The following is a 24,466-nucleotide window of genomic DNA, read 5'->3' on the forward strand; positions in this document are numbered from 1 at the left end:
CTTCCAGAGGCCGTGGCGATATCCCCTGTCGCGTCCAAACCGTCCATTTCCAAGGTGCCTGCACCGCTGAAGTCTGCGATCTTAATGTCTTCGCCGGCTTGGTTATTCAGCACGATGGCGTTGTTTTCACTGTCGTATTTGGCGGTAATGCCGGTCTGTCCGGAAACCGCATTGATGGCGTCCGCTATTCCACTGAGGCTGCCACCCGTCACCGAAGCCGATACCGTCGCGCTGGCAGAGCCTTCCAGCACGAAACTATAGGTGCCATCGGCCGATGCATTCTGAAGCACGGCATTGGTTATCGCCGTGGCTTGAACCCCGGTTTGGTCGGCAACGTTATTGATAGACGCGGCAACGGTTTTCGCCGTATCGCTACCTGACGCGACAGCCACGTCGGCAGAGCCGAATGAACCTTGGATAGTCAAGGTGCCATTAGCATAGTTGTTGGCCGCAAACGTGCCTGAGGCCGTTTCCGCCACGGGGGTAAAAGCCGTGGTGGCCGAACTGATTCTGTTGACGCCTATGCTATTGGTTTGCGCGTTGCCAATGCTCACCGCGATGCTTTGATTAGCATAGGCGCCGATTTGAAAAACTGCCGAACTTAAAGTGCCGTCTAATACGTTCTTGCCGTTAAAACTGGTAGTGGTGGCGATGCGGTCCAATTCCTGCTGCAATTGGTTAACTTCTTTTTGCAAGCTGGCGCGATCGCTGGCCGAGTTGGTATCGTTGGCCGATTGGACCGCCAATTCGCGCATTCTTTGCAAGATGTTACTAGACTCTTGCAGCGCACCCTCGGCAACCTGAGCCAAGGAAATACCATCATTAGCGTTTCTGGTCGCCTGATTAACGCCTCTAATTTGAGCCGTCATTCTATCGGCAATCGCCAAACCCGCAGCGTCGTCCTTGGCACTATTGATGCGCAAGCCGGATGACAATCTTTCCATTGCAGTTTGCAAGCCGACTTGAGAACGGTTCAATTGCCGTTGAGAATTAAGCGACATGACGTTTGTATTGATTATTTGTGGCATGATTTTTCCCCTTAACTTGAGTTTTGATCTCTACAAAAACCCAAAAGCAAATCACATGCCAACAATAATAAACTCTAACCGCATGTTTTTATTGATATTTTATCCAATATCAAATTCGTCAATTATTTGTCACCATTTCTTTAGTTTCGTCTATGGCGTCAACGCTTGATACCATTGCTCCAGATGATCTTCCAAAATGTAATGATCAATGACCCATTGCCGCAAAATTTGACCTTCTTGCGGCAAATTATCCGGATCTTGAATTTTTTCCCTTATTACGCGAACCCAATGATCAGGATTATTTGGAACACGAGTCACAGGTGCGTTTCGATAAGGAAGAATATCGGAACAGACAACCGGCCATCCCAACACACCGTATTCCAACAAACGTAAATTCGTCTTGGCTTCGTTGAATTTATTATGCTCTAACGGTGCAATGGCTAGATCAAGATTCAAAGCGGCCAATTTTTGCGGGTACTGCTGAAATGGCACGCCGGTTTGAAATTCTTTTATATACGGCCGCAATAGATCCGGGCACATGCCCATGAAAACCCAATCCACTTCGTTATGCAGGGCTATTACCAAAGGAATAATAAGCTCCAAATCCCCCTGATGCTCAACTCCGCCGGCCCAACCAACTCTCGGCTTACCCATCGGCAATTTTTCCGGCAACTGCAACGATAACCAACGATCCGATTCCAGATAGTTAGGTACTACGATGACATTGGTGTTAAATTTTTTAAACTCATCCGCCAAAACTTCATTGGCTACGATCACTCTATCCGCAGTTTGCATCATTTTTTTTAATCGGCGCCGAACGTCCTTGGGCCACTGACCTTGTTTAGGGTGTTGTTTTGGCAACGAATACAATAAATCATCTTGCCCATAAATCATGAATGTATTGTTGAACCGACGATATCTCCCCCAAGCCTCCAGCATGTGGTCGGCAAAGGCATTTTGTAAAAACAATACATCGGGTTTAGCGCGTTCCACTTCAACAACATCGGGAATAATCATCTCCCCGTGGTTCGGCAACAAGCTGCTTTGTATCATGGCCGCCTTAGTTAAAGCGCGTAACGGAGAACGAATCCGATATTCACCAACTCCCGATTCGTTTACCGGAAACGCCAGCACGCGAGGTTTGTCGTGAAAATCGACGTTCCATGTAGCATGGGTTTTTGTTTCTAGTTGAAAGTCAAAATGTTTTAAGCTCAAGTGACGATTAAAGGCGGGATCGTCGGCTAATTGAGGCAGCCATTTTTCCAACATGTTGTCCGCTTCTTGCTTCGCCCGATCAATTTTTTCCTGGTTTGCCTTTTCCTGTTTAATGGAACTCGAACCATGATGCACCAGCGTTACAAAAGGCGTCCAAACAATTTTGTATCCTAGCTGGCTAACCTTTAGACATAGATCAACATCATTGAAGAGTACCTTAAATTTTTCTTCATCCAATCCTCCAACCCGCAGATACAAGCCTCGTTTAATCAATAAACACGCGGCGGTAACGGCCGAAAAATTTTGGGCTACTTGCGCTCTCCCCATGTAGCCCGGATCTAGCATGGGACGACCGATATTGGGGTGATCGGCCACGCCGAAAGCCCCCATTCCTAACACCACTCCCGCGTGTTGAATGTGCTGATTCAAAAAAACCAATCTAGGCCCAACAATGCCGACGTTACTTCTTTCCCCTAACCTCAGCATTTCGCCAAGCCAATCACTTTGAATAACTTGAGTGTCATTATTTAAAAGGAGGATATATTCGCCTTTTGCATATTCCACCGCCAAGTTATTTATTGATGCATAATTATACGGCTTATCATAGCGAATCACCTTTACAGAATAGCTTTCTACAATATCATTTAAATAAGCCTTGGTTTCGTCTTCGTCGCTTTGGTTGTCAACTACGATTATTTCATAATTACTATAATTCGTTTTTTCAATGATACTTTCAACACATGGTTTTAATAAATCCACCCTATTTTTGGTCGGAATAATTATTGAAACGAACGGCTGCCGAACTAACGGGTATTTAATCCTCAAAGTACTATCTAACCAACCATCATGAATAGAAGCGCCATGAGTCAAATATTTTAAGAGCGTGGACTTTCTCCTATTTAAATCAATATCGCCGATTCGCCCTTCCGGAACATGAATCAAAACATCTGCGATATGGCCGATCGCTTTTTCTCCGTCTTTCTCCAGAATATTTAAGGCCCATTCATAACAATCGATCGATGCACGACCCGCATGTTTTATCGATTTGAAATCAATCAAACAATTCGACCCGATATAAGAAAAAGAAAAAAGAAGATCAACATTTAATTCTGGCTTAAACTTAGGATCCTTATAGTAGCCGTTATTATCCACAATATCTTCATCGAAATATATGAATCGCCAATACTTATTAGTATTAATATATCGGCGCACCAAGGAGACAAAATACGGTTCGAAGCGCACGCCCACTTCAAACACCAGCACCCAATTCAGTTCGATATCTTTCCCGAGATTGCTAAAGTAACTCCCCCAATCGCCGTCATATTTTTCCCAGTTCAATGCGTCGATTTCATAAAACAAGCTATCGGGACAATCCGTGTCAGATAATACTGTTAAAGTCCATTGATCACTGATCTGTGCCGAAAGGCTATCGAGCGTATCGGCTAAAAACGGAAATTCCGCGCATGAGCATTTGACAAAAAAATGAATCGGTAAAGAATCGCTACTTAAATTATTTGCTTCATAATAACAAGCCTCATCGATTCTCGCTCGCGATTGAGCCTCCAGCCATACTTGATAAGGCCCCTTATAAAACCGAATAGGCTTAAGATCCATTGCGTCGTTTAAGTTTCCTTCCTTGATATCCGTTAATACCTGATATGTCTTTTGCAAATATGCGTAGCCATACCGCCTATCCGGTTCTAAATACGCACCTTCGGCCCATTCATTCCAGGCATTTACAAACACGAATTTGTCGCGGCTTCCGGCTATTTTTTCGGTATGCAAACACGCCTGTTTAAGCCATTCAGCATAAAGCTCGGGAGTAGAATCGTGATAAATAGCCCCACCTTTGGGCCGTCTTGCTTGGTTATCCCAAGAAGGAACAACCGTTCTATACGTCCTGTAAGGATATTCGACGAAATCTTGAAAGTACCTAGCCAGCTCTGAATAATGATGAACATGTCCGGCAAAATCATTTCTAATAAAACGAAGCTGCGGATGGATTAATGGCGCTATTGCACCATGGGGCGGGAATTCGACAACAGCGTCGAAACCGAATGGCTCAGGGGAAGTGATTTCAAACGATTTTGCCGCTATAAGATATATTTCCCCAATACCGCACGACCGGCAATAATCCCGCCAGCGTCTCGCCGTTTCTTTTGGCTCCGGTAATAGGGACGCTCTATAAACTATCAATATCGGTTTGCCGTTCACCCTTATATATCGTTCATCTCTAAACGCGGGTTCGATATCTCTAATGAAAGCTAAATCGTCCTCCGGCGAATGAACCTGTCCGATCAAAACTTCCGATTCGGAACCGTCCCAACGTCTAGTCCAGTTCTCGTTTGCCCAGCACAAACAAAAAGGCAAATCTAAATCCGGATCATTAAGCACTTGCTGGAAAGGACGTTCCAATAACTTCTTTCCCCCAAACCAATAATGGTGGTAACAAAAACCGTAAACCCCATAATTTTTAGCAATTTCGATTTGCCTTTTTTGAATTTCCTTTAATCTTAAATCATAAAACCCAAGCTCACCCGGTAAACGCGGCTGATAATGCCCTACAAATTGCGGTACAGCTTTGGTTACATTTGTCCATTCCGTAAACCCTTTACCCCACCATTCATCATTTTCCAGAATCGGATGAAATTGGGGCAGATAAAACGCAATCAATTTAATATCATGCGGCCCGTGAGATAGTGCTTCGTTATGACTCCACGGCACATAGTCTTTCGATTCCGAAAAACTCGCCATGTACATATCGTTTACGTACTTTTCAAAAAGGGCTATTGCATAGTCTTTTATATCCTTCATAACCTTTGGAGCTAGTTGATATTCGGTTATAAATAAATTCTGTTAGCGATTAGCAATTGACGAATTCCCCCACCATCAATCTTGATTCGGCACACAGGCATAATTATCAGGCGCGTAAGTCTGCCAACAAGCGTGCCCATGCGATTTTTGACAACTCACCGTGTTTACCTAATATCTCTCGCACTAAATTCAATGCGTCATAATCGTTAGGGCAAGAACGCAGCAAAGGGCTCAGCGTTTCGAGGGCAGAATCGTATTCTTCTTGCGCCGCTAAAATATTGGCCAAATTAAAACGAGTTTTGCCTGGCTTTGTTTGTTTTTCAATCGCTAAACGCAATAATTCTTTAGCAAAATCTATTTCGCCTTGCTTTACTGCAATAGCGGCAAGCTCATCGTAAACTCCCCAACATTCGGTTCCTTCTTCAAACAGCTTCTTTAGTATTACAAACGCCGCTTTCTCGTCACCGCTTTCAAGAAATTTGGCAGCCTTCTGATACGCTTTAGTATCTTCCGCGCGTTTTTCCTCCTCTTGTATAGTCTTATCATTTATATTTGATTCGGGGATACAAGGCGCGGAATCCGGCTGTATGGCGCCAGCTCGACTGCCGGTGAGATTTGTTTCCGATTGACCGCCGCTATTACTTTGGCGGTTCAGACCGAGCGGGTCGACTTTTCCCTCATTCGTACGGTAGTCCTCCCAATCCATTCGTTTTGAAATCCGGGTTGAGTAGGCAGCCCACGGTTGTCCCGCTCGGTTTGCCGCGTGTGCTCGTTGGAGAAAATCGTATAACCAATCACCGTCAAACATTCGATCTTCCGGCACCAAGTAATGTAGCAGCAACCAGTACAACATCTTACTCCGCGTCAACTCGTCGGCGTTGACGAGCACATCGACCAACGGATTACGCAAGGGCGTCTCTCGGGGGAAATAGCTCAAACCGCCCATTACGGAGACGACCTGCGTACTAAAGAGCAAGGCCTGGGTTGCAACTGTACTGAAATCTCCGATCACACTATCCGCCCACGGCAGCAAATGCTGACTTCCAATGTGATTGCCGCCGTGCAGAAAAGGATATTTACCATACAAGTAAGAGCATTGCTCCCGGCTTAATAACGACCAAATAGGATGTTGAGTCAAAACCAAAGCGTTCTCTCCGGACTGCTCACTTAAGAACTTATCCAACACCGTAAAAAACGGAGTACATCCGTCAAATCGATCAAATATCCCCAGAGGTAACAAAGTAATAGCCCGATATTTTTCACGAAGCGATTTAACGTAATTCTCGGCGTCGGGAGTGATCAGTCGCTTTTTAGCGAACTGCCTTACCTCTGCGACAAAGCCTTCGGTATCGGAAACGACGCCACTCAACACCTCATTCGGATATTCCGCCAACAGCCTACCCTTTCCCGCCCCGGCTATATCCAGCTGCCAGGAGAAAGTAAAGGGTTGACGGGAAACCCAGCTCAGCTCAATGTTGATAAAAAGTGCCTGACAAAAAGCCTCGCGCAACCATGACTGCTGATTATGTAAGAAAACAAAATCCGGCTCGAATCCGGACAATCGCGCGCGCACCCTTTCCCTAAGACGGGAGCAGGTTTCGGCATTAATTCGCTTGTGTTCTAACTCGATGAAAGCGTCTCCATTAATCCGCCAATCCGCACGAAGCTCTTTCTGGGAAACTAAAACGATTTTTTCACCGAGTATGCCGGCACGCGCTTGCGCCGGAGCCGAATCCAAACACAATATCCGGTAATCGACTCCACCTTTGGTTTTACCCAGTTCGCGAGCAATACGTTCGAACCATTCCAGCCAGGTTACCATGACGCCTGGGCGCGCCAGTTCGAAATGCGGTTCAAGCCAAAACAGAATTTTCATCTAAATATTTGTCAATGCGCAGAACCCGATAACGTCGCGCACAATAGATACAATTGTTCATCGTTGCATGACCCTGGGCACGATAACAATCAGAATTGCCCTAGTTGACGGTAAATATCTTCCGGCGAAATTCCCAACGCTACCGACATACCGACTCTCCATTCCTTTTCGATGCTCTTCAACACACGATCCTTAACTTGAGGCCACAATTTGACCGGCAGAACAATCACGCCATCAGCATCAGCGAATACGTAATCACCGCTTTCAATTCGCACATTGCCGATTTCGATTGGCGTATTGATCGCCCGAACAGCGCCTTCGTAGCGGATATCCACACAGTAATGTCCGCGAGAAAACACTGGAAAATCCAGACGCTGAACATCCTCCCGATCCCGGGTGACACCGTTGATCACCGCCCCTATCGCCCCCGCTCGCATCGCTAATTGGGCATTCAAGTTGCCGAAGTAAGCATGGTTGGGAACGCGATTTTCCACCATTACAACATCGCCAGGGCGCACGAACTTATATGAGCCCAGCGCATCGTAAATCGCTGTCCAATCCTGTCCTGCCCCGGGCTTATCCAACAGTAAGGTCTTCGCTTTACCGAAAAAACGTCCTCGCCCCGTAATTTCTTTGGGTAGCGCCAAATTCATGCCCATATCGCGGGTAATGTCCGACAACATAGCGGAAGTGATATAGGGCGCCAAGGCACCTAAAGCCAAGTTCTCCTGAGCACGCACTCCGGAAGCAATCAGCTCGGCCAAGTGCAAGTCATCGGGCCAATTCACGTCGATCGCTTCGGTCGGGCTCAACGGAAATAGCAAAGGATGCAATCCGAATCGTTTTCCGGTCCGCAATACTGATGAGGCTCGACAAATATAAAGAGACATTGCCTCGATCGTCGTAGCGGGCAGATCGACGCTATTGGGTATCCGTCCCCGTCCATAAAGAGGCTCTCCGTCTTTCCATAAATATTGCTTGGAAGTTGTCACCGCGACTAAAGAATCTTGTTCGAAAGACGCGCACAAAGTCTCTAAAGCGCGCGTTACTGTTTCGGCGGAAACGAATGGGGCCGTGCACAAGGCTTGAATATAAATATCCGCGGGAACCTGAGCGCACTCCCAGGCGAACAGCTCGTGTCCGTCCGTGGCATTAGAAGCGAGTTCTTCAGGACGTACTAAGCGGCGGACCGGTAAATCTGCTGCATAAGCCGCAATCTCGTCACTGTCAGTATCTAGTATTACTTCGTCGATCAAGGGACATTCAAGCAACTGGCGCAACTTTCGCTTAAATAAATATTCGCCATCCAAAACGTTTAAGTTTTTGTTTTGGATGCGCTCGCTACTTCCCTTAGCGGGAACAAAGGCTACAGTTTTCATCGGTGGCAAGATAATTTAATGGTCGTCAATTTAAAATTTTATACGATTGCAGCGTCACTCAAATATCGAAAAACATCATCAAAATGTAGCCCCGCCCATTATCCCGGAGCCACACAACAATCAATAGGCTAAAACCTTTTAGGGTTGTTGCGCAGAATAAAGTAAAAAGTGCATGCTGTTGATAACAACATTAGCGGATTAAAATGTACCTTGCATTTATAATCCTTGCTCACTGAGCGGCGACAGGAACCGGTCACGCCGTCGGCAGCCCTTTGTAAGATTGCAGGATAATTCGGCGCCACCCTAGCCCCTCCTCCTTCAAGCTTCGGCTTTAGCCTTTAAGTAAGCCAAAACATCCTCGGATTCTATTTGATAGTAAATATCTTCCACCGAGACCATCACATCGATCGCCTGAAATGCGACCGTATCCCCCAAATAAAAATAATCCGACCGCCAGTCGTTTTGCCGGCTGAATACCTCGATTTCGGCCCTGTCTTGCTCAACCAGCGCGTAAACCTGCAGGCTTTCCAGTGATTGGTAGGCTTGGCGTTTCACGGTTTTATCGATACGGTGCGTCGAAGAAGACAATACCTCGACGATGAGTATAGGCCGGGTTTTGTAATAATCGTTTTCCTTATCCTGGGAATCGCATACGACCATCACGTCGGGATAAAAAAAGTCCTGTTGAACTTTGACCTTCATATCGTTGACATAGGCCGTGCAGGGTGAATTTTTCTGCTTAAACGCATTTCGCAATTCCGCAAACAGATTGCCGCAAATTTTATTATGCTTATCGCTCGCACCGGTCATCGCATACGCTTGGCCGCCTATCAGTTCATGCCGAAATCGGCCGTCCCGCTCACCGGCCAGATAATCTGCTTCGCTCAGAAAATTGACAGCTGTATTTGTTTTCATCTCGCCTCCCTTACCTACTTACTAGAGCAATGGTCGTCTACATCCACCCCATCCATGTGAACATTTACCGAAAAAAACTAAAGCTTTTTTACTCCGGAACGGCAATATAGGAGTGCAATCGCTTTAGCTGTTACTTAACCGCCGGCTATGCCTGTTTCATCAAACTCTCCCACAACACCCCTACTTCATCGGCCGACTGTCTGATCAAGACTTCCGGCAAACTGGTTGCCAAACTCAAGGATAGCACCTGCACGATGCTGACCGCTTGCTCGGCCGTAAGCAAACCGTTCGGCATTAAATCCGCGTACAACCAAGCCGCCGCTTCGGTAGCAGCGGGCACCTGCGATTGGCCGTTTAACCCCGCCAGTTTCGCCAACAAAGCCGAAGCCAGTAAATCCATTACTCCGGCGTAACATTGTTGCTCCAGTAACACCCGGGCCGACCTTAGTTTTTGTTCGGCCAGGCTCAGCAAGGGATTTTGCGTCACTTGCTCACTTACCGCCGGCTCGAAAAGCGTACGGGTTTCCGCTAGCGGCGATGCACTACCCAAACGCTGCAAGCCGCGCCAAGTGCGACCGTCGATCACCGCCACCGGCAAACCCTCCGTCGACAAATTTTCAGCGGCTTGTTCGTCATCGTCTCGCCACTCGCCGACCACCACCAGCAAACCGCCGGCCTTGGCCAATACCCGCTCGATGCGCGGGCCAAACGCCGTTTGAATGCCGGCTACCGCCTGACGGACGGCCTCATCGTCTTCATCGGCGGCAATTTCGATGACATCCGGGCGACGCTCATCGCTCACCCCAACTTCCGGTAACACCTCTTCGGTTTCCTTTTCAACTTTTGCCGCATCCTCTTCCGCGCTCGGCTCACCGACCAAATCGTCTATCAAGCTCTGCAACATTTTTTTGCTAACGCCGACCGTGTCTTCCGTTGCCTCCGGATCGATGACGTTGTCGAACAAGGCCCGCTTGCCTCTCACCAACTGAGCAACCCTCTGTTCGTAGGAATCTTCGGCCAGTAACAGGAAAATTTGCACCTTGTTTTTTTGCCCCAGCCGATGAATGCGTGCGATGCGCTGGTCCAGAATGGCGGGATTCCACGGCATGTCCAGATTGATCAACGCCGTCGCGACTTGCAAATTCAAACCGGTGCCGCCTGCATCGGTGGAAATGAAGATCTGCAAGGCATCGTCGCTGTGAAAGCGCTCCATCATTTCACCTCGCTTATGGCTAGGCACCCCGCCATGCAAGCGCAAGCAACCCAAGCCCATGCCGCGCACCATGGTTTCCACCATTTCCGTCATCAGGGCCCATTGCGAAAACACCACGGCCTTGCGATTGCTTTGCAGACACAGTTCGTCCAGCAAACGGGCCAATTCCTCCAGTTTAGGTGAACCCTTGGTTTCTTTGTCCACCAAACCGGCCGCATTGCAGGCCATGCGGGCCGATTGTAAAGCGGACATCAGGCGGTTTTGTTCGCTGGGCGTCAACGGCCTGCGCTTGGCGATTTTCGCCAACAGCCCCGCCGCTTGCAAAGCAGAGTCGTGCAAGCCCTGTTGATTGTCATCCATCGCGATATCCAGCGTCACTTCGGTGCGATCCGGCAACTGGTCCGCCACCAGACTACGGTCGCGGCGCAACACCACCGGTGCGATACGGCGGCGCAGTTCGGACAGGTTGCGGTAGCCGATAACCTTGCCTCGCTCGTCGGTAATATGAAAATCCAGCAAACAGCGCCACAACGGACCTAACACGCGGGCGTCGATCAATTGCAACAGGCTATATAAATCCTCCAGCCGATTTTCCAGCGGCGTACCGCTGAGCACGAATACATAACGCGCGGGTATCAATTTGACGGTGGAGGATAGCTTGGTGCGCCAGTTTTTGATGCGCTGGGCTTCGTCCAGTATCAATAAATCGGGTTTGAGTGTTTCGCTGATGACGCTTAAATCGCGCAACACCAGCTCGTAATTCACGATGAAAAATAAGGCATCGGCCCGATACTGCACCCCGCGTTGATCCGGTCCGCCATGCAGAATCTGCACGTCGCGACCGGTAAACTTGGCGATTTCCCGCCCCCATTGGTGCTTCAGCGAAGTCGGACAGACGATCAGGATGCGTTTGACGGCGGCATTGTCGGCCAACCAACTACCGGCGGCGATGGCTTGCAGGGTTTTGCCCAAGCCCATGTCATCCGCGAGCAAGGCCCGTCCGCGCGACGCCAGAAAGGCTACGCCTTCGACTTGGTAAGGAAACAGCTTGACCCTGAGCCCGGGCAACACGCCATTACTCTGCCGAATCGCTTGCTTGATTTCATGCCCCCGAATCGCCCGCGCCGCATCCTCCGCGCATTGCTGGGCATATTGCATCGCATCATCGCCCAGCAAAAAATCCTCGCGTCCATAGACCGCTTGCGAAAAACGGAAAAAGTCTTCCGGCAAGCGGCCGACAAACAAATCTTGTTCATTGAAAAATTCGGCCAGCAGGCCGGTCAAATCGTCGGCTAACTCGGCGCGCCGCTGCAAACGAATCACCGGCCGGGTCGCCGATTCCCACGCCAAATAAACAAAGGAAACCGGGCAACCCTCGGCTTTCAGGTGTTTGTAGTCCTTTTGTTTTCTGGCATAGTGCAATACCGCCTCGATGTGCTTGCAAGTGCCGAGCCGATTGCTGGCCAAATCCGGACAAGTGCAATAATTGACGCGCTGGTCCAGCGAGCGAATCTGTACCTGATAGGAGCGTTGCCAATGCGTGGCCGACACCAAAGAAGTCGCCTGCCAGGTACCGAAACCCAAATTGCCGCTGAGCAATTTGACTTTTACTTCGTTACGGCCTTTCTTGACCCGTTCCTGTATCGCCTCGACCACGGCGCTATCCAAGCCCTCGGTTTCAATGGAAGCGTATTGGTCCGCGTAGGCATAGAGCGCTGCTATGGCATGTACGCAAACCGAGGCATCCTGGTGACAATCGCAAGCGACCTGTAAATGCCCCGCGTCATCGGCCGATAATTCCAGCCAATACTGATCATCGTTGACATCCTCCACCTGGGCCACCACCCTGTCGTTCTCCAAGGCCACGCCGATGACCCGGTTGTCGTTGAAATACATCAGCCCTTGTTTGACCCGGTCTTCCGGAGCAATACTGTGCAGGCGCTCGGTATCGTAGAGATAAATATCGTTTTCCATGGCGGCAAAAAATGATTGAGGGATACTTGGATTCTATCGGGAAACCTCGGAAAGCCCAAAATATCGGCCTCTTAATATACGGGTAGGTTTACCCCTATGCAGCTAACTTCATATCAACCTCAAACCCGGCGGCAAGGCCTCGCCGAACACTTGTTTCTCCTGCTGCTCATCCAACTGTTTAAACTCGGCCACCATTTCCTGCCAGATCACCGGCGCCTTTAGCTGTCGTAGTTTGTCCAAAACTTGTTCGCGTAACGCGTCGTCGATGTCGCGAACCCTATCGTCACAACGGCGCGCCAGCAAGGTGGCGGCAAACCCGGCTTGCGGCTGCTTCTTCCAGTCCACTTTCAATAATTGCCGCAACCAATTCTCCGCCGCCGCAACCGGAATCACGTCATGCTGGTTGCCGTGAAACGGAATCCTGGAACCGACACGACCGACTGCCCACCAGCTTTGCTCGGGCTCGCCGGCTTTTTCCAGCCGCTTCAGCAACCATTCGCCGAGCTGGGTTTTATCGGCCACGGGCAAACGTTCCATTGCGGCCGCCAGTCTCACTATGTCTTCGTAGCCGCGCATCGCCGCTTGCTTAGCCACGCCGGCCTGGCGCGCCGCGGCCGGATTGATAAATTTGTAAATGTCATTGAAGACGCGCTGCTGCGCCTCGGCACTCAAGCCGCCGGCCACGCGACGCCAAAGCGTCCACCATTCCGCCCAATTTTGTTTCTCGTTGACGAATTGCAGGCCCTCAGGGTACAGCTTCCACAACTGCTCAACCCGCCAGTCGTCCAACGGATAACCGAAACCGGGACGCAGACAAAAACCTGTCAAACTCAACCATAACCTTTCGTGTTGTTCGCTGCGCCGCCGATATTTCCCGCCTTCCAATAAAGCACCGAACAATTCACGCAGTAGCGGCGTCGCCCAATCGCCGCGCGGCGCCGCCAACACTTTTTCCAGGTCGGCGCGCAAGGTCTTGACGAGCTTGGGATCGATCTGCTTGGACTTGGGTCCGAACACGGCCTGGATTTTCTCGATAGCCTGCGGCAGTTGTGCGGGTAAATCGGCGTTCGCGGGAGACGAAGCTTTTTTTCGGATCTGAAATTCGACATCCCAACGCTGAGTGGCATCGTCCGCAGCCACACACTGCAACTGCAAGGTGCCGACTTCGGTATACGTCGCCATTAACTGCACGGCTACTTCGGCTTTTTGCCGTCCTTCAAGCGCCACCGCCAAAGGCGGCAGACTTTGGAAGCGTTCATCGTCCAGTTCGACCAGGTCGCCCGGCCGGTAATCACCATCGCCGCTGCTGGATAGCAAATGAAAGCGCACCGGCTGGCCGACCCTCAGGGCAAAACGGCGGTCGGCCAATAATATTTCCTGGCCCTCCTCGCTGCCCTTGGGCAAAATGCAAACACCGCGCTTGACTTGGTCTTGACCGCTGTCGATCAACAAAAAATAACTACGCGCCGCGCCGCCGCCGATTTTGAGTTTTTTGTCCAGCCTCGCCGCCGCATAACTAACGGCCCCGTAGGCCACGGCCAGCTCGGGGTGACGGTTGTCCAGCACCTGAGGTATTTTTCCGCCGCGCCAATGCGTCAATAGGGCCGTTATCCGCTGTACCATGGTTTGACTGCGGAACACGCCACCGTTCAGCAGCAAGGCATCCGGCACGTTCGTGTCTTCACCAAGGGCTAAACTAGCCGTCTGGGCATGCAAATGTAAAAAGGCGGCGATATGCTTGCTGATAGCCGGCTCCGCCGCATAGGGCAAACCGAATTCGACCACGCCGCTGCGTTTCTTGTCCGGCAAGTCCTGAAGCTCGGACAAGGGCAAGAAGCCGTCGAGCGCGATCTCGGCCACCTCTTGCCGGCTCAAGCTGGTACTGCGGGCGCCGCCTATCAGCTTGGAACCACCACCCAACAAGGTAACGTTGACTTGCTCGGGCCCATCGCCGGCCAAAAGCGTCTCCTTGGCGATACGGCATTGCTCCAACAATTGCGACAAATCGGCCGTGGACAGTTTTTTGTCGCCCACGCGCAGCCGGCTTTCGGCCAGATGCGCCAATGCCAGATCGATATTGTCGCCGCCCAGCATCAGATGATCGCCGACAGCGATACGGGTCAGCTTGGGCTCGCCGTCGCCGTGTTCGATTTTGATCAAGGTCAGGTCCGTGGTACCGCCACCGATATCGCAAACCAACAGCAAACGACTACCGGCCAGACTCTCTCCAATACTGCCGGCATGCCGGCGCAGCCAGTCGTAACAGACCGCTTGCGGCTCTTCCAATAAGCGTACGCCGTTGATGCCGGCCATTTTTGCCGCTTCCAGCGTCAACGAGCGCGCCGATTCGTCGAACGAAGCCGGCACGGTGATGACCACGTTTTGCCGTTCCAAGGGCGCCTGCGGAAAACGTTGCTCCCAGACCGTGCGCACATGGCGTAAATAACTGGCGCTGGCTTCCAATGGCGAAACCTTGAACACGGTTTCGTCGCTGCCCCAAGGCAAAATCGCCGCCCCGTGGTCGACCGCGGTATGCGACAGCCAGCTCTTGGCGCTGGTCACCAAACGTCCTTGCGACTTCGCCCCCAATACCCTGGCCGCCTCGCCCAACACCGCGCCGTCTTCCGGCGCCAGAAATCCGACCTGGTCGCTCAATTCGCCTTGCGCGGGATGGTATCGAACGGACGGCAGCAAAGGCCGCTCGCCGACTTCGCCGGGAGCCAGCAGTTGCCGCAGCTCGAACAGATGAATGCGTTTGTCGGGGTCATTCGAATCGGCATAAGCCACGACCGTATGCGTGGTGCCCAGATCGATGCCGACTAAAAATTGCGCTGATTGCTTATTCACTGAAAACTTCTGAATCCGATTGTTATAAAAGACTTAGCCGATCATTGAACACCGTATGCCTTTTAGACGCAACCGGCGCGTTTCATTCGGAAAACGCCGCTCGCGTCAATAAGGCCTGCGTTTGCTGCCGAATTTGTGCGGCCACTCGCTGATCCAGACTCGATAACCAACGCTGGGGAATACCTCGCATGCCGTATTTCGCCCCGGCCAACATGCCGGCCAGGGCGCCGGTGGTATCGGCGTCCTCACCCTGGTTGACGACGCCGATCAAACAGGATTCGAAGTCACCGGTATTAAAGAAATGATGCAGCACCGTCTGCACGGTATCGACGATGTAGCCGGAGGCTTTGCCGGGATACGGGTTAAAGGCAAACTCGGGGAAATGTCCGGCCAGGCTTTCGGCTAGCGTTTCGCAAGCAGCATAGTCTTCGGCAACGATCAATCGTCCGGCCATGCGACCCAATGCCAAGGTCGCCGCGTCGGAAAGCGCGTTATGATGCGTGATGTGCGCTTGCTGCAAGCTCCAGGTCTCGAAGCGGTCCGGCCGGTTCAGCGTCGCCAGCACCACCGGCAAATTGCGCATACAGGCGCCGTTGCCGGCTTCGTCTTCCCGGGGCGGCCCCGATAAATCGCCGAGCTCGCGGTAACGCAATATGCCGCGTCTACAGGTGCTGCCGACATCGGCCGGCTCGCTTTCCAGCCAAGCAAGAAAGTGATCGGCAACCGCCTTTAGATTCCATTCCGAGTGATCGATGATCGCCTGGCCCAGCGCCAGCGACATTTGGGTATCGTCGGTGACTTGGCCGGCCTGCAGCCCCAGCCAGCCGCCGCCGATGATATCTTTGTGCAAGCCGTAGCGTTTTTGAATCCGTTTCGGCGACATGAACTCCACGGTCGCCCCCAGCGCGTCGCCGCAGGCAAATCCTAAATAGGCCCCCAAGGCCCGATTGAATAACTGTTCATCGCGCATTTCAACTCCCGATTAGCGCAGCACCTTGACCCGGTAATCGCCTCCGATCACCAGATACTCGGCCTCGCCATGTAGAGCATGGTGAGGCAGCAAATCGTTAAAAAACACCAACTTGACCATAGGCACCTCGACTTCCAGAATATAGGCGCCGAACTCGCCGGCAATATCGCATTTATCGGTGAAAGACACCAAATTATTAAATCGAATGACCTTATGGGTTTTGTCGCCCTCCAGAACGATGCAATGCTCCTCCAAGCCATTCACGCCGCGATAAAGCGTTTTATGCGTCGCCGCCGGCACCTGAAAGCGCTCGACCACCCACTGGCAATATTCGTAAAGCAAATCCAGCTGCATGTAGATGCAGTTGTTGTGATAGCGGCTGTTCATCTTTTCCTCGATGTAGGCGATCCAGCTCTTGTCCATAAAACTTTCGATTTGCTGCTTATGATAGTGCGGAAACAATCCGAAGCGGCTTTCGACCCAGCCTTTGAAGACGGCACCTTGGGCGTTGTTGGAATCCAGCCCCCAATCCTGAATCAAACGCAAATAGCTGTTTCGATAACGCCGCCGTCCCATCGCATCGTCGCGCAAACGCTGCTCGCTCTCGAAACCGAATACCACGCACATGTAATCCTGAAAAATCCGCCCGCATGCCTCTAATTGACGCTGCCCATTCAATTGATCGAACAAGCCGTGAGCCGACTCGCGCGTGCCCGCGATATGCAAGGGCTTGGGATTTTCGTTAAACAGATAATGGGCGATGCAGGCTGTGGCGACACCGATTAAATTGGTGCTGTGCCCGTAATTAGTATGGCCAGGCATGATAGGTATAGAGTTCGGGCGATGACATGGACGCAATCATCACACTAATCGGCCGTCAAAGCCAACTTAACTATAGCTCGGATAACCCGCGTAAGACGGAACGGGATAGCGGTTCCGCCGGAGGTTTAAGCTGCTGATTATTAGCGGATCGCCTAACGGCATCCGCCCTACCCAAAAATCTCCTCATCCATCAAGTAACAGCCTGGGTCCTCGGCCCAGAAATCGCCGGTCAATTGTTGCGCGCGTACTCGGGTATTGCCGTTGCAAATGCTTTGATAATGGCAGAGAGCGCAGCGGCCTTTCAGAGGCCTAGGCGAAGCTTTTAAGCCTGCCATTAAGGGATCGGAAACATCCCGCCAGATTTCGGAAAAAGGTCTTTGCCGGACATTGCCCAGATTGTAATGCCACCAAAACGTGTCCGGGTGCACGTTCCCCAGATTGTCGATATTGGCCACATTGACGCCGGAGGCGTTACCGCCCCATTGTTGTAATTTAGCCTGCATGTGCTCGGCGCGGTCAGGGAAGCGACGCCTGACCCAATGCAGAAAATACACCGCGTCGGCATCGTTGTTGCCGGTGACGACTTCTCTATGCAAACCTTGCCGTTCCCAAGCCAGGCATTTGTCGAACAAGCTGTCCATAACCTTGCGGGTCAGCTGAAACTCGGCGTCATCCTTGCGGTTCTTGTTGCCGCGCCCGCCATAATTCAAATGCGACAAATAGAATTTGTCTATGTCCTCGTCGTCCATCAACTGCAACAAGGCATCGAAGTCGTGGGCATTGTCCCGGGTCAGGGTAAAACGAATGCCGGCCTTGATACCATGCTCGCGGCATAAACGTATGCCGGCCAACGAAGCGTCAAACGAGCCTTGCTTCCGCCTGAATTTGTCGTGGGCCTCGCGCATGCCGTCCAGACTGACGCCGATGTACTGATAGCCAATCGCGGCGATTTGCTCGATATTCGATGCATCGATTAACGTGCCGTTGCTGGATAGGGCCACGTAAAAACCCATATCGCGAGCTCGTTGCGAAATCGGAAATATATCCGGATGCAACAAGGGTTCGCCGCCGGACAAAATCAGTACGGGCACGCCAAACCCTTTCAGATCGTCCATCACACTATAAATTTCCGGCGTGCTCAGCTCGCCCGGAAAATCGATATCCGCGGACGTCGTGTAACAGTGCTTGCAGGTCAAATTGCAGCGCCGGATCAAATTCCAGATCACCACGGGACCGGACGGTTTACGCGGCGGTTTTACCGGCGTGGGCTGCAGCAATTCGCGCATGTATTGACTGAGTCTGAACATGTTAACCCACGATCCTCAAGCCGGTTTTTTTCAGGATTTTAGTGCTGTACAGCACCTCATGCCGGCTACAGTCCTTGCCCAATAAATCGGCGATGACGGCGATCTGCCGCTCGGCGTCCGGTTCGGTTTTCGCGTGTATCATCGCGAACAGATTGTACGGCCAGTCCGGCAGATGGCGCGGGCGCTGGTAACAATGGCTGACGAAGGACAATTCCGCTACCCTTTGGCCCAAGGCATCGACACATTGATCGTCCACATCCCAAACGCTCATGCCGTTGTAGCGATAACCCAACTTGTAGTGATTCGGCACGGCGGCGATGCGGCGGATCACGCCGTGTTCTTGCATTCTAGCCATACGCTGCATGACGTCTTCCGCGCTCAGGCCGAGCTGGTCGGCGACGGCTTGATACGGCTCGGCAAGCAAAGGTAGGCCTAGCTGAGTTGCCTGAATGATTCGTCTATCAATGGCATCGAGCTGCATTAGGCCTCCAATTGCAGGCCGACGAAATATTCTTTGATTTTCGGCATGTTATGCACCTTTAAACCGGTTTGATTTTCGATGGCGGCTATGACGGCTTGCACCTGTTCCGGTCGTTCGGTCGCCAGCACGAACCACATATTCAACACATGGCTGCGCGCGTAATTATGCGCGACCTCGGGGAAGGCATTGACGATGCCGGCCACTTCGTCGAAACGCGCGTCCGGCACTTTCATAGCCGCCAATGTCAGCGCGCCGCCCATTTGTTCGGCGTGATACATCGGTCCGAAGCGGGACAGTACGCCGTCCGATAACAAGCGTTTCAAACGACGCAATAAATCGGCTTCCGCAATACCTAATTGCTCGGCGACCCGGCGATAGGGCGACCGGCAAATGGGAAAGCCGCGCTGCAAGTGATTGACGATGGCTTTGTCGATGTCATCCATAGGCCGGCGTCGTCTCCGCGGCCATCACTTCCTTTGATGTCTGCGTTTTGTCTCGCAATGCATACAAGGCGCCGCGTTGCTTAAAACAGCGTCCGCTAAACAGCACTTCGTGGCGATAATCGTCCAGGCCGCATGCGCGTTGGAGCGCGGCCCATTCTCGCAAAACCGCGTTTTTATCCTTGCCATGTATCATGCAATAAAGATTGTAGGGCCAGACATCGTCCTGGCGCGGCCGCAAATAGCAGAGGTTGACGCTGGCCTGCCGGCTGAGCAATTTGCCGATTTCCGCGACCTGCCGGTCCGGCACATCCATCACGACCATGGCATTGGCGGTATAACCCAATTGCCGGTGCTTGACCACCACGCACCAGCGCCGAATCAAGCCCCGATCCTTCAAACGGCGCAAACGCCGTATCACTTCATCTTCGCCGATACTCAATTGCTCGGCGACAGCGGCGTACGGGCGGGCCACCAGCGGCAGTCCTGCCTGCACGGCGGCTATCAGCTGAAAATCCAGTACGTCAATCATGTAAGTTCAGTTCGAAACCGAGGTTGATGAAATAATCCGCCAGCATCGGTAAAACCATGGCCGAACAACCCGTTTTGGCTTCGATATCGGCGACCACCGCACCGAGTTGGCTCGCATCGTCCGCGATCAACACAAACCACAGATTGAAGCGATTGTCCCGCTCATAATTATGATTGACTTCCGGATAGGCGCTGACAACGTCGGCAACGCGAAGCAGATCGGCTTCCGGCACGGCCATCGCGACCAGCGCGCTGCTGCCGATGCTGTTCGGCGCGATGACCGGCCCTATGCGGCTAATCATTTCCCGTTCGGACAAAGCCTGAAATGCCTGCAACACCTCGTCTTCCGTGACGCCGAGCCGCTCGGCGATATCGCGATACGGCCTCGGACTCAGCGGAAAGTCCTGCTGGTAGTCGTTTAACAGTTGTTTGTGCAGGGGCGCCAGCATCACAGACCCAATTGATTCGCGCGGTTGCTGAAGAAAATACCGCTGGGCTTTTGCGCCGGCAAACGGGCCGTTTCGGCGAAGGTTTCGGTGTCGTAGACCATCACCCTGTCTTCGTCGCGCACGGCCAGCCAGACGGCTTCGCCTCGCGGCGTGAATTCCATGTGCATGACGCCCTTGCCCGGTTGCAGCGTTTTGACGACATTGAAATCTTTGACGTCTATGACCTGTACCGTACCGTTATCCGGAAAAGCGAAATTGATCCAAACCTGGCGACCATCCGGTCGGGACATCACGAACACCGGCTGGCCGGCCACCGGAATGCGGTTAAACAGCGACCAATTGCGTTTATCGATGACCAGTACTTCATGCCGTCCTACCGCCGGCACCAATAGCCAATCGCCGGCCACGGTCCAGCCTTCCAAATGCGGCATTTTGTAGACCGGCATTTGTTCGTCGTCTTTGCCGTAGTCTTGCAAAATAGGTTTGACACCCTGCTCCGGCTGCCATAAGTCCAGCAAGGCCAAGCCTTTTTCGCCGAACAAGCCCGCCGCGTAAAAATGGCCATCCGGCGTCAACAGCGCATCGTAAGGCTGCTTGCCGATGTCTTTGAATTTTTGTACTTGCGGCCGGCGCGGATCGTGGGCATCGATCAGCCAGATTTCGTTGGCGTCGAATAAGCTGCAAACGAAGCGCTGCCCCGGCGCATCGACCAAGCCGACCACTTTGGAAAGCTGATGATCTTCGCCGTAAACGGCCGGAATCTCGGCCAGTTGTTCCAGCGTATCGGCGTCGAACAGCTTAACCCCGCCCGGTTGGTAATTGGATACCGCGATGACCTTGCCGTCCTGAGAAATCGCCCCGCCTATGCTGTTGCCGGCCTGCACGATGCGTTTCTCGACTTTGTCCTGCAATAAGTCGATCTTGCTTAAGCCGCCGTCGCGCCCGAATACATAGGCATAACGCTGGTCGCGGGAAAACACGACCGAGGCATGCGACAAGTCGCCCAAGCCTTCGATACGACTCAACATCGCCGGACGACTGGTGTTGACGATCTGAACGCTCCCGGTCTCGCGCTCGATCGCGACGCCGAGGTCACCTGTGGCGCGTAGGTCGGCATGAACAACACCGCTCAAAATCAACGCAATGGCAAAAAAAATGTTGCGAAAAATCCGGTTCATATTAATGTCCGCACCATTGATCTTCACACGGCCGCCCATCACCGTCGCCATCCGTTACACTACCTGGGCAGTTATTCAGATAAAACATCGCTTCCTCGCATGAGGTCATTTGTGTACAGCGGGTTTTTCCTTCGCATTTGAACGAACTCTCGACGGCAAGGGTATCAAACTCGTCCACCTCTGAGCTTGGCGTTGAAAGGTCTACAAAAAAGCGGCGTTTCTGGATCTGATCGACTCCGAATAAAACAGCTATCACCATCACAACAACTCCGAAACCAAAACCGGCACGACCGCTTCCACGCCTCGGCTTAAATTGTCGAGAGCGACCAGCCTCGGTTCGCAACGGTTTGTTTTGCCTATCATACGGATTGTTTTTACCAAGGCTGCGTTCGGCAAACACGCTTTTCACGCCCTCGATGCTGACATCGGCTGCCTTTCTTCTCCCTTTTTCGTCGGACACGACGTTGAACAATAGCGTATCGCCCACGACAGGTCGGCGTGTCGTTCCTTGCAAGGTTGAAATATGAAAAAAGACCTGTTCCGCACTATTCTGCGGCTCTATAAAACCGAAACCCTTTTCATCATCCCATTTTATTAATTTTCCTTTTTGCATCGATATCCGCACTGTCTGTTTAGATTTATGCCCATCTGCCGCGACGCCAGCGACTCGGCCACTACCGGCCTTCCCTCAATTTTTTCACCAGCCAGCTTGTTTCATCCACCGTCAGAAAGTTTTTCCACGGCGGCATCGCCGTCCCCGGCCGGCCGTCTTGTATCGCATCGATCAACCATGCGTCGCTTTTTCCGGACAAGGCATCGGGCATTAACGATGGTCCCAGGCCTCCTTTCGGAGGCAGGCCATGGCAGGAACCGCAATCGTGCTTTAGCAGATTGATTAATTCCTGCTGCCGTTGCGTACCGGGCTCGTCCGCAACGGCGGCAAAAGACAGCAGGCTAAACAGCCATAACACACGCATCAATCAAGGTTTAACGCTGCCGTAATAATGAACGATATCGTCGATATCTTTATCGGTCAAAGACCCGGCTATCGCGTTCATGATTTCGGACACCCGAGTCTTGTCGCGATACTGCTTGATCGCCTTTTTCAAGTATTCCGGGTCGCGCCCGCCCAATGGCGGAAACGGCGCATCTGCGCTGGGCATGCGGATACCGTGGCATTGGGAACAAACCGCCGCCGCTTTCGATTGACCGACGTACAGACTAGCCGCCTGTGCGGAACCAATACCCGTCAGGCCGGCCAGCATCAACATAGCAAGCTTTATTTTCATTGGTTTTGCTCCATTTCATCCGGAGACAAACCGCGGGTCATGTATTTGACCCGTCCTCTGGAAAAGATGCCGGCCGGACTCTCCATAGGCACGCTAGCGACTTTTTCCAGTGTGTTGGAATCGTAAACCACCACCTCGTCGCCGTTATAGCCGGCACTGATGTACAGGAACTTGCCGTCGGCGCTATATTCCGGGAAATAGGCGTGGCCGCCGACGTCCAGGGTTTTAGCCACTTCCAGCGTTTTCTTGTCGATCAACTGCACGGTGCGGGCGCGTCTGTCCTTGCTGATGATGTCGACCGCGACATAAGGCGCGTTGGCGTGAGCCGCCGGCGATTCGGTGCCGCCGGAAACCGGCACTTGCTTGACCACTTCCATTTTGTCCAAGTCCCAAACGCTGACCACCATCTTGTCGCAATCGCCGAAGTTGGTGCCGAAGCCCAAGGTACGGCCGTCAACCACGACCGCCGCGCCGCCGCCGACATGAGGCACGCAGCCGGCCGGCAATTGCTTGATCAATTTGCGTTCTTCCAAATCGATCGCCGCGACGATACTGTCGTCATAGGAAGCCACCATCAGCTTCTTGCCGCCGTGGGTCAGGAAAGCGTCGTGCAAATGGCGGCCGACTTTCTCGATTTTGGTAACCGGAAAACCGTCTTTTTTATAATCGACGATCCAGACTTGACCGGCATTTTCCAGCGCGATCGCGAAAATATCGGCATAAGGCGTGCCGATGATCATGCCGGAATCGGAACTGACCATTTTGCCGTCGGGATCGACGCCTTCCAGTTCGAAGGTTTTCAAGGGTTCCAATGTATCGGCATCCAAGATCACGGCGTTGTGCGGCACGAAGGAACCGGCCATGATGTATTTGCCGTCGCGGGAAACGCCCATGCCGGGACCGTTGTAACCGGTTTTGATGCTACGGGTCGCTTGCATCGAATACAGGTCGACCTTGAAGATTTCGGCGGTATCGGTTTTGACATAGGCCCAACGCGGGTTGGCCGGATTGAAATCGATGATATGCGCGGCTGTTCCGGTCGGAACTTCACCAATTTTTTGATGGGTCACGCTGTTGATGAAGATGGCTTTGGAACCCTCGCCGCGTCCGTATTTGCCGCGGGCCGCCACGCCGATTAGATTGTCGATATTATCGATTTGGTAAGTTGGTTTATCCGGTAGCGTGCTTTCGTCCTTGACATAAACCTTAAGCGACTTTTTCATATCGTCCAGGGTCCAGGCCGGATTCGGTTGCTTCGGGGTAGCTTGCAAATGCTTGATGACCCCACGGATCTCATCGTCACTGAGCTTGCCGTAGAAAGGCGGCATCAAGGTATCGAAGCTGCCGGCCATGACAATGGTGCGCAGTGCGGTAGGACTGCGCCCTTTTAATGTGTCGGCATTCAAAGCCGGAGCCAAATATCCCCCAAGATCGGCACCGTGACAGCTCGCACAGTTGTTCATGTAAATGTCATGAGGACTGCCGGATTTTGCCGTTGCCAGCCCGGATGACAGCAGCATCGCGATAGAACTCGTCAGTAGGGATAGATTCAGTCGTCTTTTAGTTATAGTTTTCATAGAGCATTCCTGTCATCCGTCGGTAAAAAAAGAGTCAACCGAAAATATTAAACCATAAACGCCATGCGATCTCGCCAATGGCATGCTGTCATGGAAAAATTCCTCGTCGACTCGTGGCTGAATGTTATAAAATTTCGAATCGCTATTAAATACTCAAACCA

Annotated in this window: 19 protein-coding genes; all 19 read right to left on the bottom strand. The window is 52.1% G+C overall.

Annotation, left to right across the window (positions count from 1 at the left end):
* Nucleotides 1-1,028, bottom strand: a 1,028-nt coding sequence (locus ACW73I_RS17725) for a flagellin N-terminal helical domain-containing protein (RefSeq protein WP_458030763.1), incomplete at its 3' end; no start/stop codon positions are given.
* Between the two features lie 150 nt (nucleotides 1,029-1,178).
* Nucleotides 1,179-5,057, bottom strand: coding sequence for a glycoside hydrolase family 99-like domain-containing protein (locus ACW73I_RS17730; RefSeq protein WP_458030764.1), 3,879 nt, complete (start codon nucleotides 5,055-5,057; stop codon nucleotides 1,179-1,181).
* A 106-nt stretch (nucleotides 5,058-5,163) separates the two neighbouring features.
* A complete protein-coding gene (locus ACW73I_RS17735; protein WP_458030765.1) occupies nucleotides 5,164-6,618 on the bottom strand; it encodes a tetratricopeptide repeat protein in 1,455 nt (484 codons plus the stop codon).
* 404 nt (nucleotides 6,619-7,022) lie between these two features.
* A complete protein-coding gene (locus ACW73I_RS17740) occupies nucleotides 7,023-8,312 on the bottom strand; it encodes an RraA family protein (RefSeq protein ID WP_458030766.1) in 1,290 nt (429 codons plus the stop codon).
* Between the two features lie 318 nt (nucleotides 8,313-8,630).
* Complete coding sequence (locus ACW73I_RS17745; protein ID WP_458030767.1) at nucleotides 8,631-9,227, bottom strand: Uma2 family endonuclease; 597 nt, start codon at nucleotides 9,225-9,227, stop codon at nucleotides 8,631-8,633.
* A gap of 145 nt (nucleotides 9,228-9,372) precedes the next feature.
* Entirely contained in the window at nucleotides 9,373-12,414 is a 3,042-nt protein-coding gene (locus ACW73I_RS17750; RefSeq protein ID WP_458030768.1) for an SNF2-related protein, read from the bottom strand.
* Between the two features lie 108 nt (nucleotides 12,415-12,522).
* Nucleotides 12,523-15,261 (bottom strand): Hsp70 family protein, encoded by a 2,739-nt coding sequence (locus ACW73I_RS17755; protein ID WP_458030769.1) that lies wholly within the window; start codon nucleotides 15,259-15,261, stop codon nucleotides 12,523-12,525.
* Between the two features lie 82 nt (nucleotides 15,262-15,343).
* On the bottom strand, nucleotides 15,344-16,231 hold the full coding sequence (gene draG, locus ACW73I_RS17760; protein WP_458030770.1) for an ADP-ribosyl-[dinitrogen reductase] hydrolase: 888 nt from the start codon (nucleotides 16,229-16,231) through the stop codon (nucleotides 15,344-15,346).
* A gap of 12 nt (nucleotides 16,232-16,243) precedes the next feature.
* Nucleotides 16,244-17,053 carry an NAD(+)--dinitrogen-reductase ADP-D-ribosyltransferase gene (locus tag ACW73I_RS17765; protein WP_458030771.1) on the bottom strand — a complete coding sequence of 270 codons (810 nt, stop codon included), beginning with the start codon at nucleotides 17,051-17,053 and terminating at the stop codon, nucleotides 16,244-16,246.
* 167 nt (nucleotides 17,054-17,220) lie between these two features.
* Entirely contained in the window at nucleotides 17,221-18,360 is a 1,140-nt protein-coding gene (nirJ, locus tag ACW73I_RS17770) for a heme d1 biosynthesis radical SAM protein NirJ (RefSeq protein ID WP_458030772.1), read from the bottom strand.
* A 1-nt stretch (nucleotide 18,361) separates the two neighbouring features.
* Nucleotides 18,362-18,841: a siroheme decarboxylase subunit beta gene (gene ahbB, locus ACW73I_RS17775; RefSeq protein WP_458030773.1), complete on the bottom strand. Its 480-nt coding sequence runs from the start codon at nucleotides 18,839-18,841 to the stop codon at nucleotides 18,362-18,364.
* Complete coding sequence (locus tag ACW73I_RS17780) at nucleotides 18,841-19,284, bottom strand: Lrp/AsnC family transcriptional regulator (protein ID WP_458030774.1); 444 nt, start codon at nucleotides 19,282-19,284, stop codon at nucleotides 18,841-18,843. The genes ahbB (ACW73I_RS17775) and ACW73I_RS17780 overlap by 1 nt, the downstream gene beginning before the upstream one ends.
* Nucleotides 19,277-19,813, bottom strand: a complete 537-nt coding sequence (gene ahbB, locus ACW73I_RS17785) for a siroheme decarboxylase subunit beta (protein WP_458030775.1) — start codon at nucleotides 19,811-19,813, stop codon at nucleotides 19,277-19,279. The genes ACW73I_RS17780 and ahbB (ACW73I_RS17785) overlap by 8 nt, the downstream gene beginning before the upstream one ends.
* Complete coding sequence (locus ACW73I_RS17790) at nucleotides 19,806-20,261, bottom strand: Lrp/AsnC family transcriptional regulator (protein WP_458030776.1); 456 nt, start codon at nucleotides 20,259-20,261, stop codon at nucleotides 19,806-19,808. The genes ahbB (ACW73I_RS17785) and ACW73I_RS17790 overlap by 8 nt, the downstream gene beginning before the upstream one ends.
* Nucleotides 20,261-21,439 carry a cytochrome D1 domain-containing protein gene (locus tag ACW73I_RS17795; RefSeq protein WP_458030777.1) on the bottom strand — a complete coding sequence of 393 codons (1,179 nt, stop codon included), beginning with the start codon at nucleotides 21,437-21,439 and terminating at the stop codon, nucleotides 20,261-20,263. Before ACW73I_RS17795 ends, ACW73I_RS17790 begins: the two co-directional genes overlap by 1 nt.
* A gap of 1 nt (nucleotide 21,440) precedes the next feature.
* Nucleotides 21,441-22,052, bottom strand: a complete 612-nt coding sequence (locus ACW73I_RS17800) for a cold shock domain-containing protein (RefSeq protein ID WP_458030778.1) — start codon at nucleotides 22,050-22,052, stop codon at nucleotides 21,441-21,443.
* Between the two features lie 61 nt (nucleotides 22,053-22,113).
* Nucleotides 22,114-22,416, bottom strand: coding sequence for a c-type cytochrome (locus tag ACW73I_RS17805; protein ID WP_458030779.1), 303 nt, complete (start codon nucleotides 22,414-22,416; stop codon nucleotides 22,114-22,116).
* Nucleotides 22,417-22,419: 3 nt separating this feature from the next.
* Entirely contained in the window at nucleotides 22,420-22,728 is a 309-nt protein-coding gene (locus ACW73I_RS17810; RefSeq protein ID WP_458030780.1) for a c-type cytochrome, read from the bottom strand.
* On the bottom strand, nucleotides 22,725-24,305 hold the full coding sequence (locus ACW73I_RS17815) for a cytochrome D1 domain-containing protein (protein WP_458030781.1): 1,581 nt from the start codon (nucleotides 24,303-24,305) through the stop codon (nucleotides 22,725-22,727). Before ACW73I_RS17815 ends, ACW73I_RS17810 begins: the two co-directional genes overlap by 4 nt.
* Between the last annotated feature and the right edge of the window lie 161 nt (nucleotides 24,306-24,466).

The sequence above is a fragment of the Methylomonas sp. MgM2 genome (assembly GCF_054172045.1).

What these genes read in the sequence shown, in the direction of transcription:
- ACW73I_RS17730 (WP_458030764.1), bottom strand. Translation starts at nt 5,057, where the DNA reads ATGAAGGATATAAAAGACTATGCAATAGCCCTTTTTGAAAAGTACGTA.
- ACW73I_RS17740 (WP_458030766.1), bottom strand. Translation starts at nt 8,312, where the DNA reads ATGAAAACTGTAGCCTTTGTTCCCGCTAAGGGAAGTAGCGAGCGCATC.
- ACW73I_RS17745 (WP_458030767.1), bottom strand. Translation starts at nt 9,227, where the DNA reads ATGAAAACAAATACAGCTGTCAATTTTCTGAGCGAAGCAGATTATCTG.
- ACW73I_RS17750 (WP_458030768.1), bottom strand. Translation starts at nt 12,414, where the DNA reads ATGGAAAACGATATTTATCTCTACGATACCGAGCGCCTGCACAGTATT.
- draG (WP_458030770.1), bottom strand. Translation starts at nt 16,231, where the DNA reads ATGCGCGATGAACAGTTATTCAATCGGGCCTTGGGGGCCTATTTAGGA.
- ACW73I_RS17765 (WP_458030771.1), bottom strand. Translation starts at nt 17,053, where the DNA reads ATGCCTGGCCATACTAATTACGGGCACAGCACCAATTTAATCGGTGTC.
- nirJ (WP_458030772.1), bottom strand. Translation starts at nt 18,360, where the DNA reads ATGTTCAGACTCAGTCAATACATGCGCGAATTGCTGCAGCCCACGCCG.
- ahbB (WP_458030773.1), bottom strand. Translation starts at nt 18,841, where the DNA reads ATGCAGCTCGATGCCATTGATAGACGAATCATTCAGGCAACTCAGCTA.
- ACW73I_RS17780 (WP_458030774.1), bottom strand. Translation starts at nt 19,284, where the DNA reads ATGGATGACATCGACAAAGCCATCGTCAATCACTTGCAGCGCGGCTTT.
- ahbB (WP_458030775.1), bottom strand. Translation starts at nt 19,813, where the DNA reads ATGATTGACGTACTGGATTTTCAGCTGATAGCCGCCGTGCAGGCAGGA.
- ACW73I_RS17790 (WP_458030776.1), bottom strand. Translation starts at nt 20,261, where the DNA reads ATGCTGGCGCCCCTGCACAAACAACTGTTAAACGACTACCAGCAGGAC.
- ACW73I_RS17795 (WP_458030777.1), bottom strand. Translation starts at nt 21,439, where the DNA reads ATGAACCGGATTTTTCGCAACATTTTTTTTGCCATTGCGTTGATTTTG.
- ACW73I_RS17800 (WP_458030778.1), bottom strand. Translation starts at nt 22,052, where the DNA reads ATGCAAAAAGGAAAATTAATAAAATGGGATGATGAAAAGGGTTTCGGT.
- ACW73I_RS17805 (WP_458030779.1), bottom strand. Translation starts at nt 22,416, where the DNA reads ATGCGTGTGTTATGGCTGTTTAGCCTGCTGTCTTTTGCCGCCGTTGCG.
- ACW73I_RS17810 (WP_458030780.1), bottom strand. Translation starts at nt 22,728, where the DNA reads ATGAAAATAAAGCTTGCTATGTTGATGCTGGCCGGCCTGACGGGTATT.
- ACW73I_RS17815 (WP_458030781.1), bottom strand. Translation starts at nt 24,305, where the DNA reads ATGAAAACTATAACTAAAAGACGACTGAATCTATCCCTACTGACGAGT.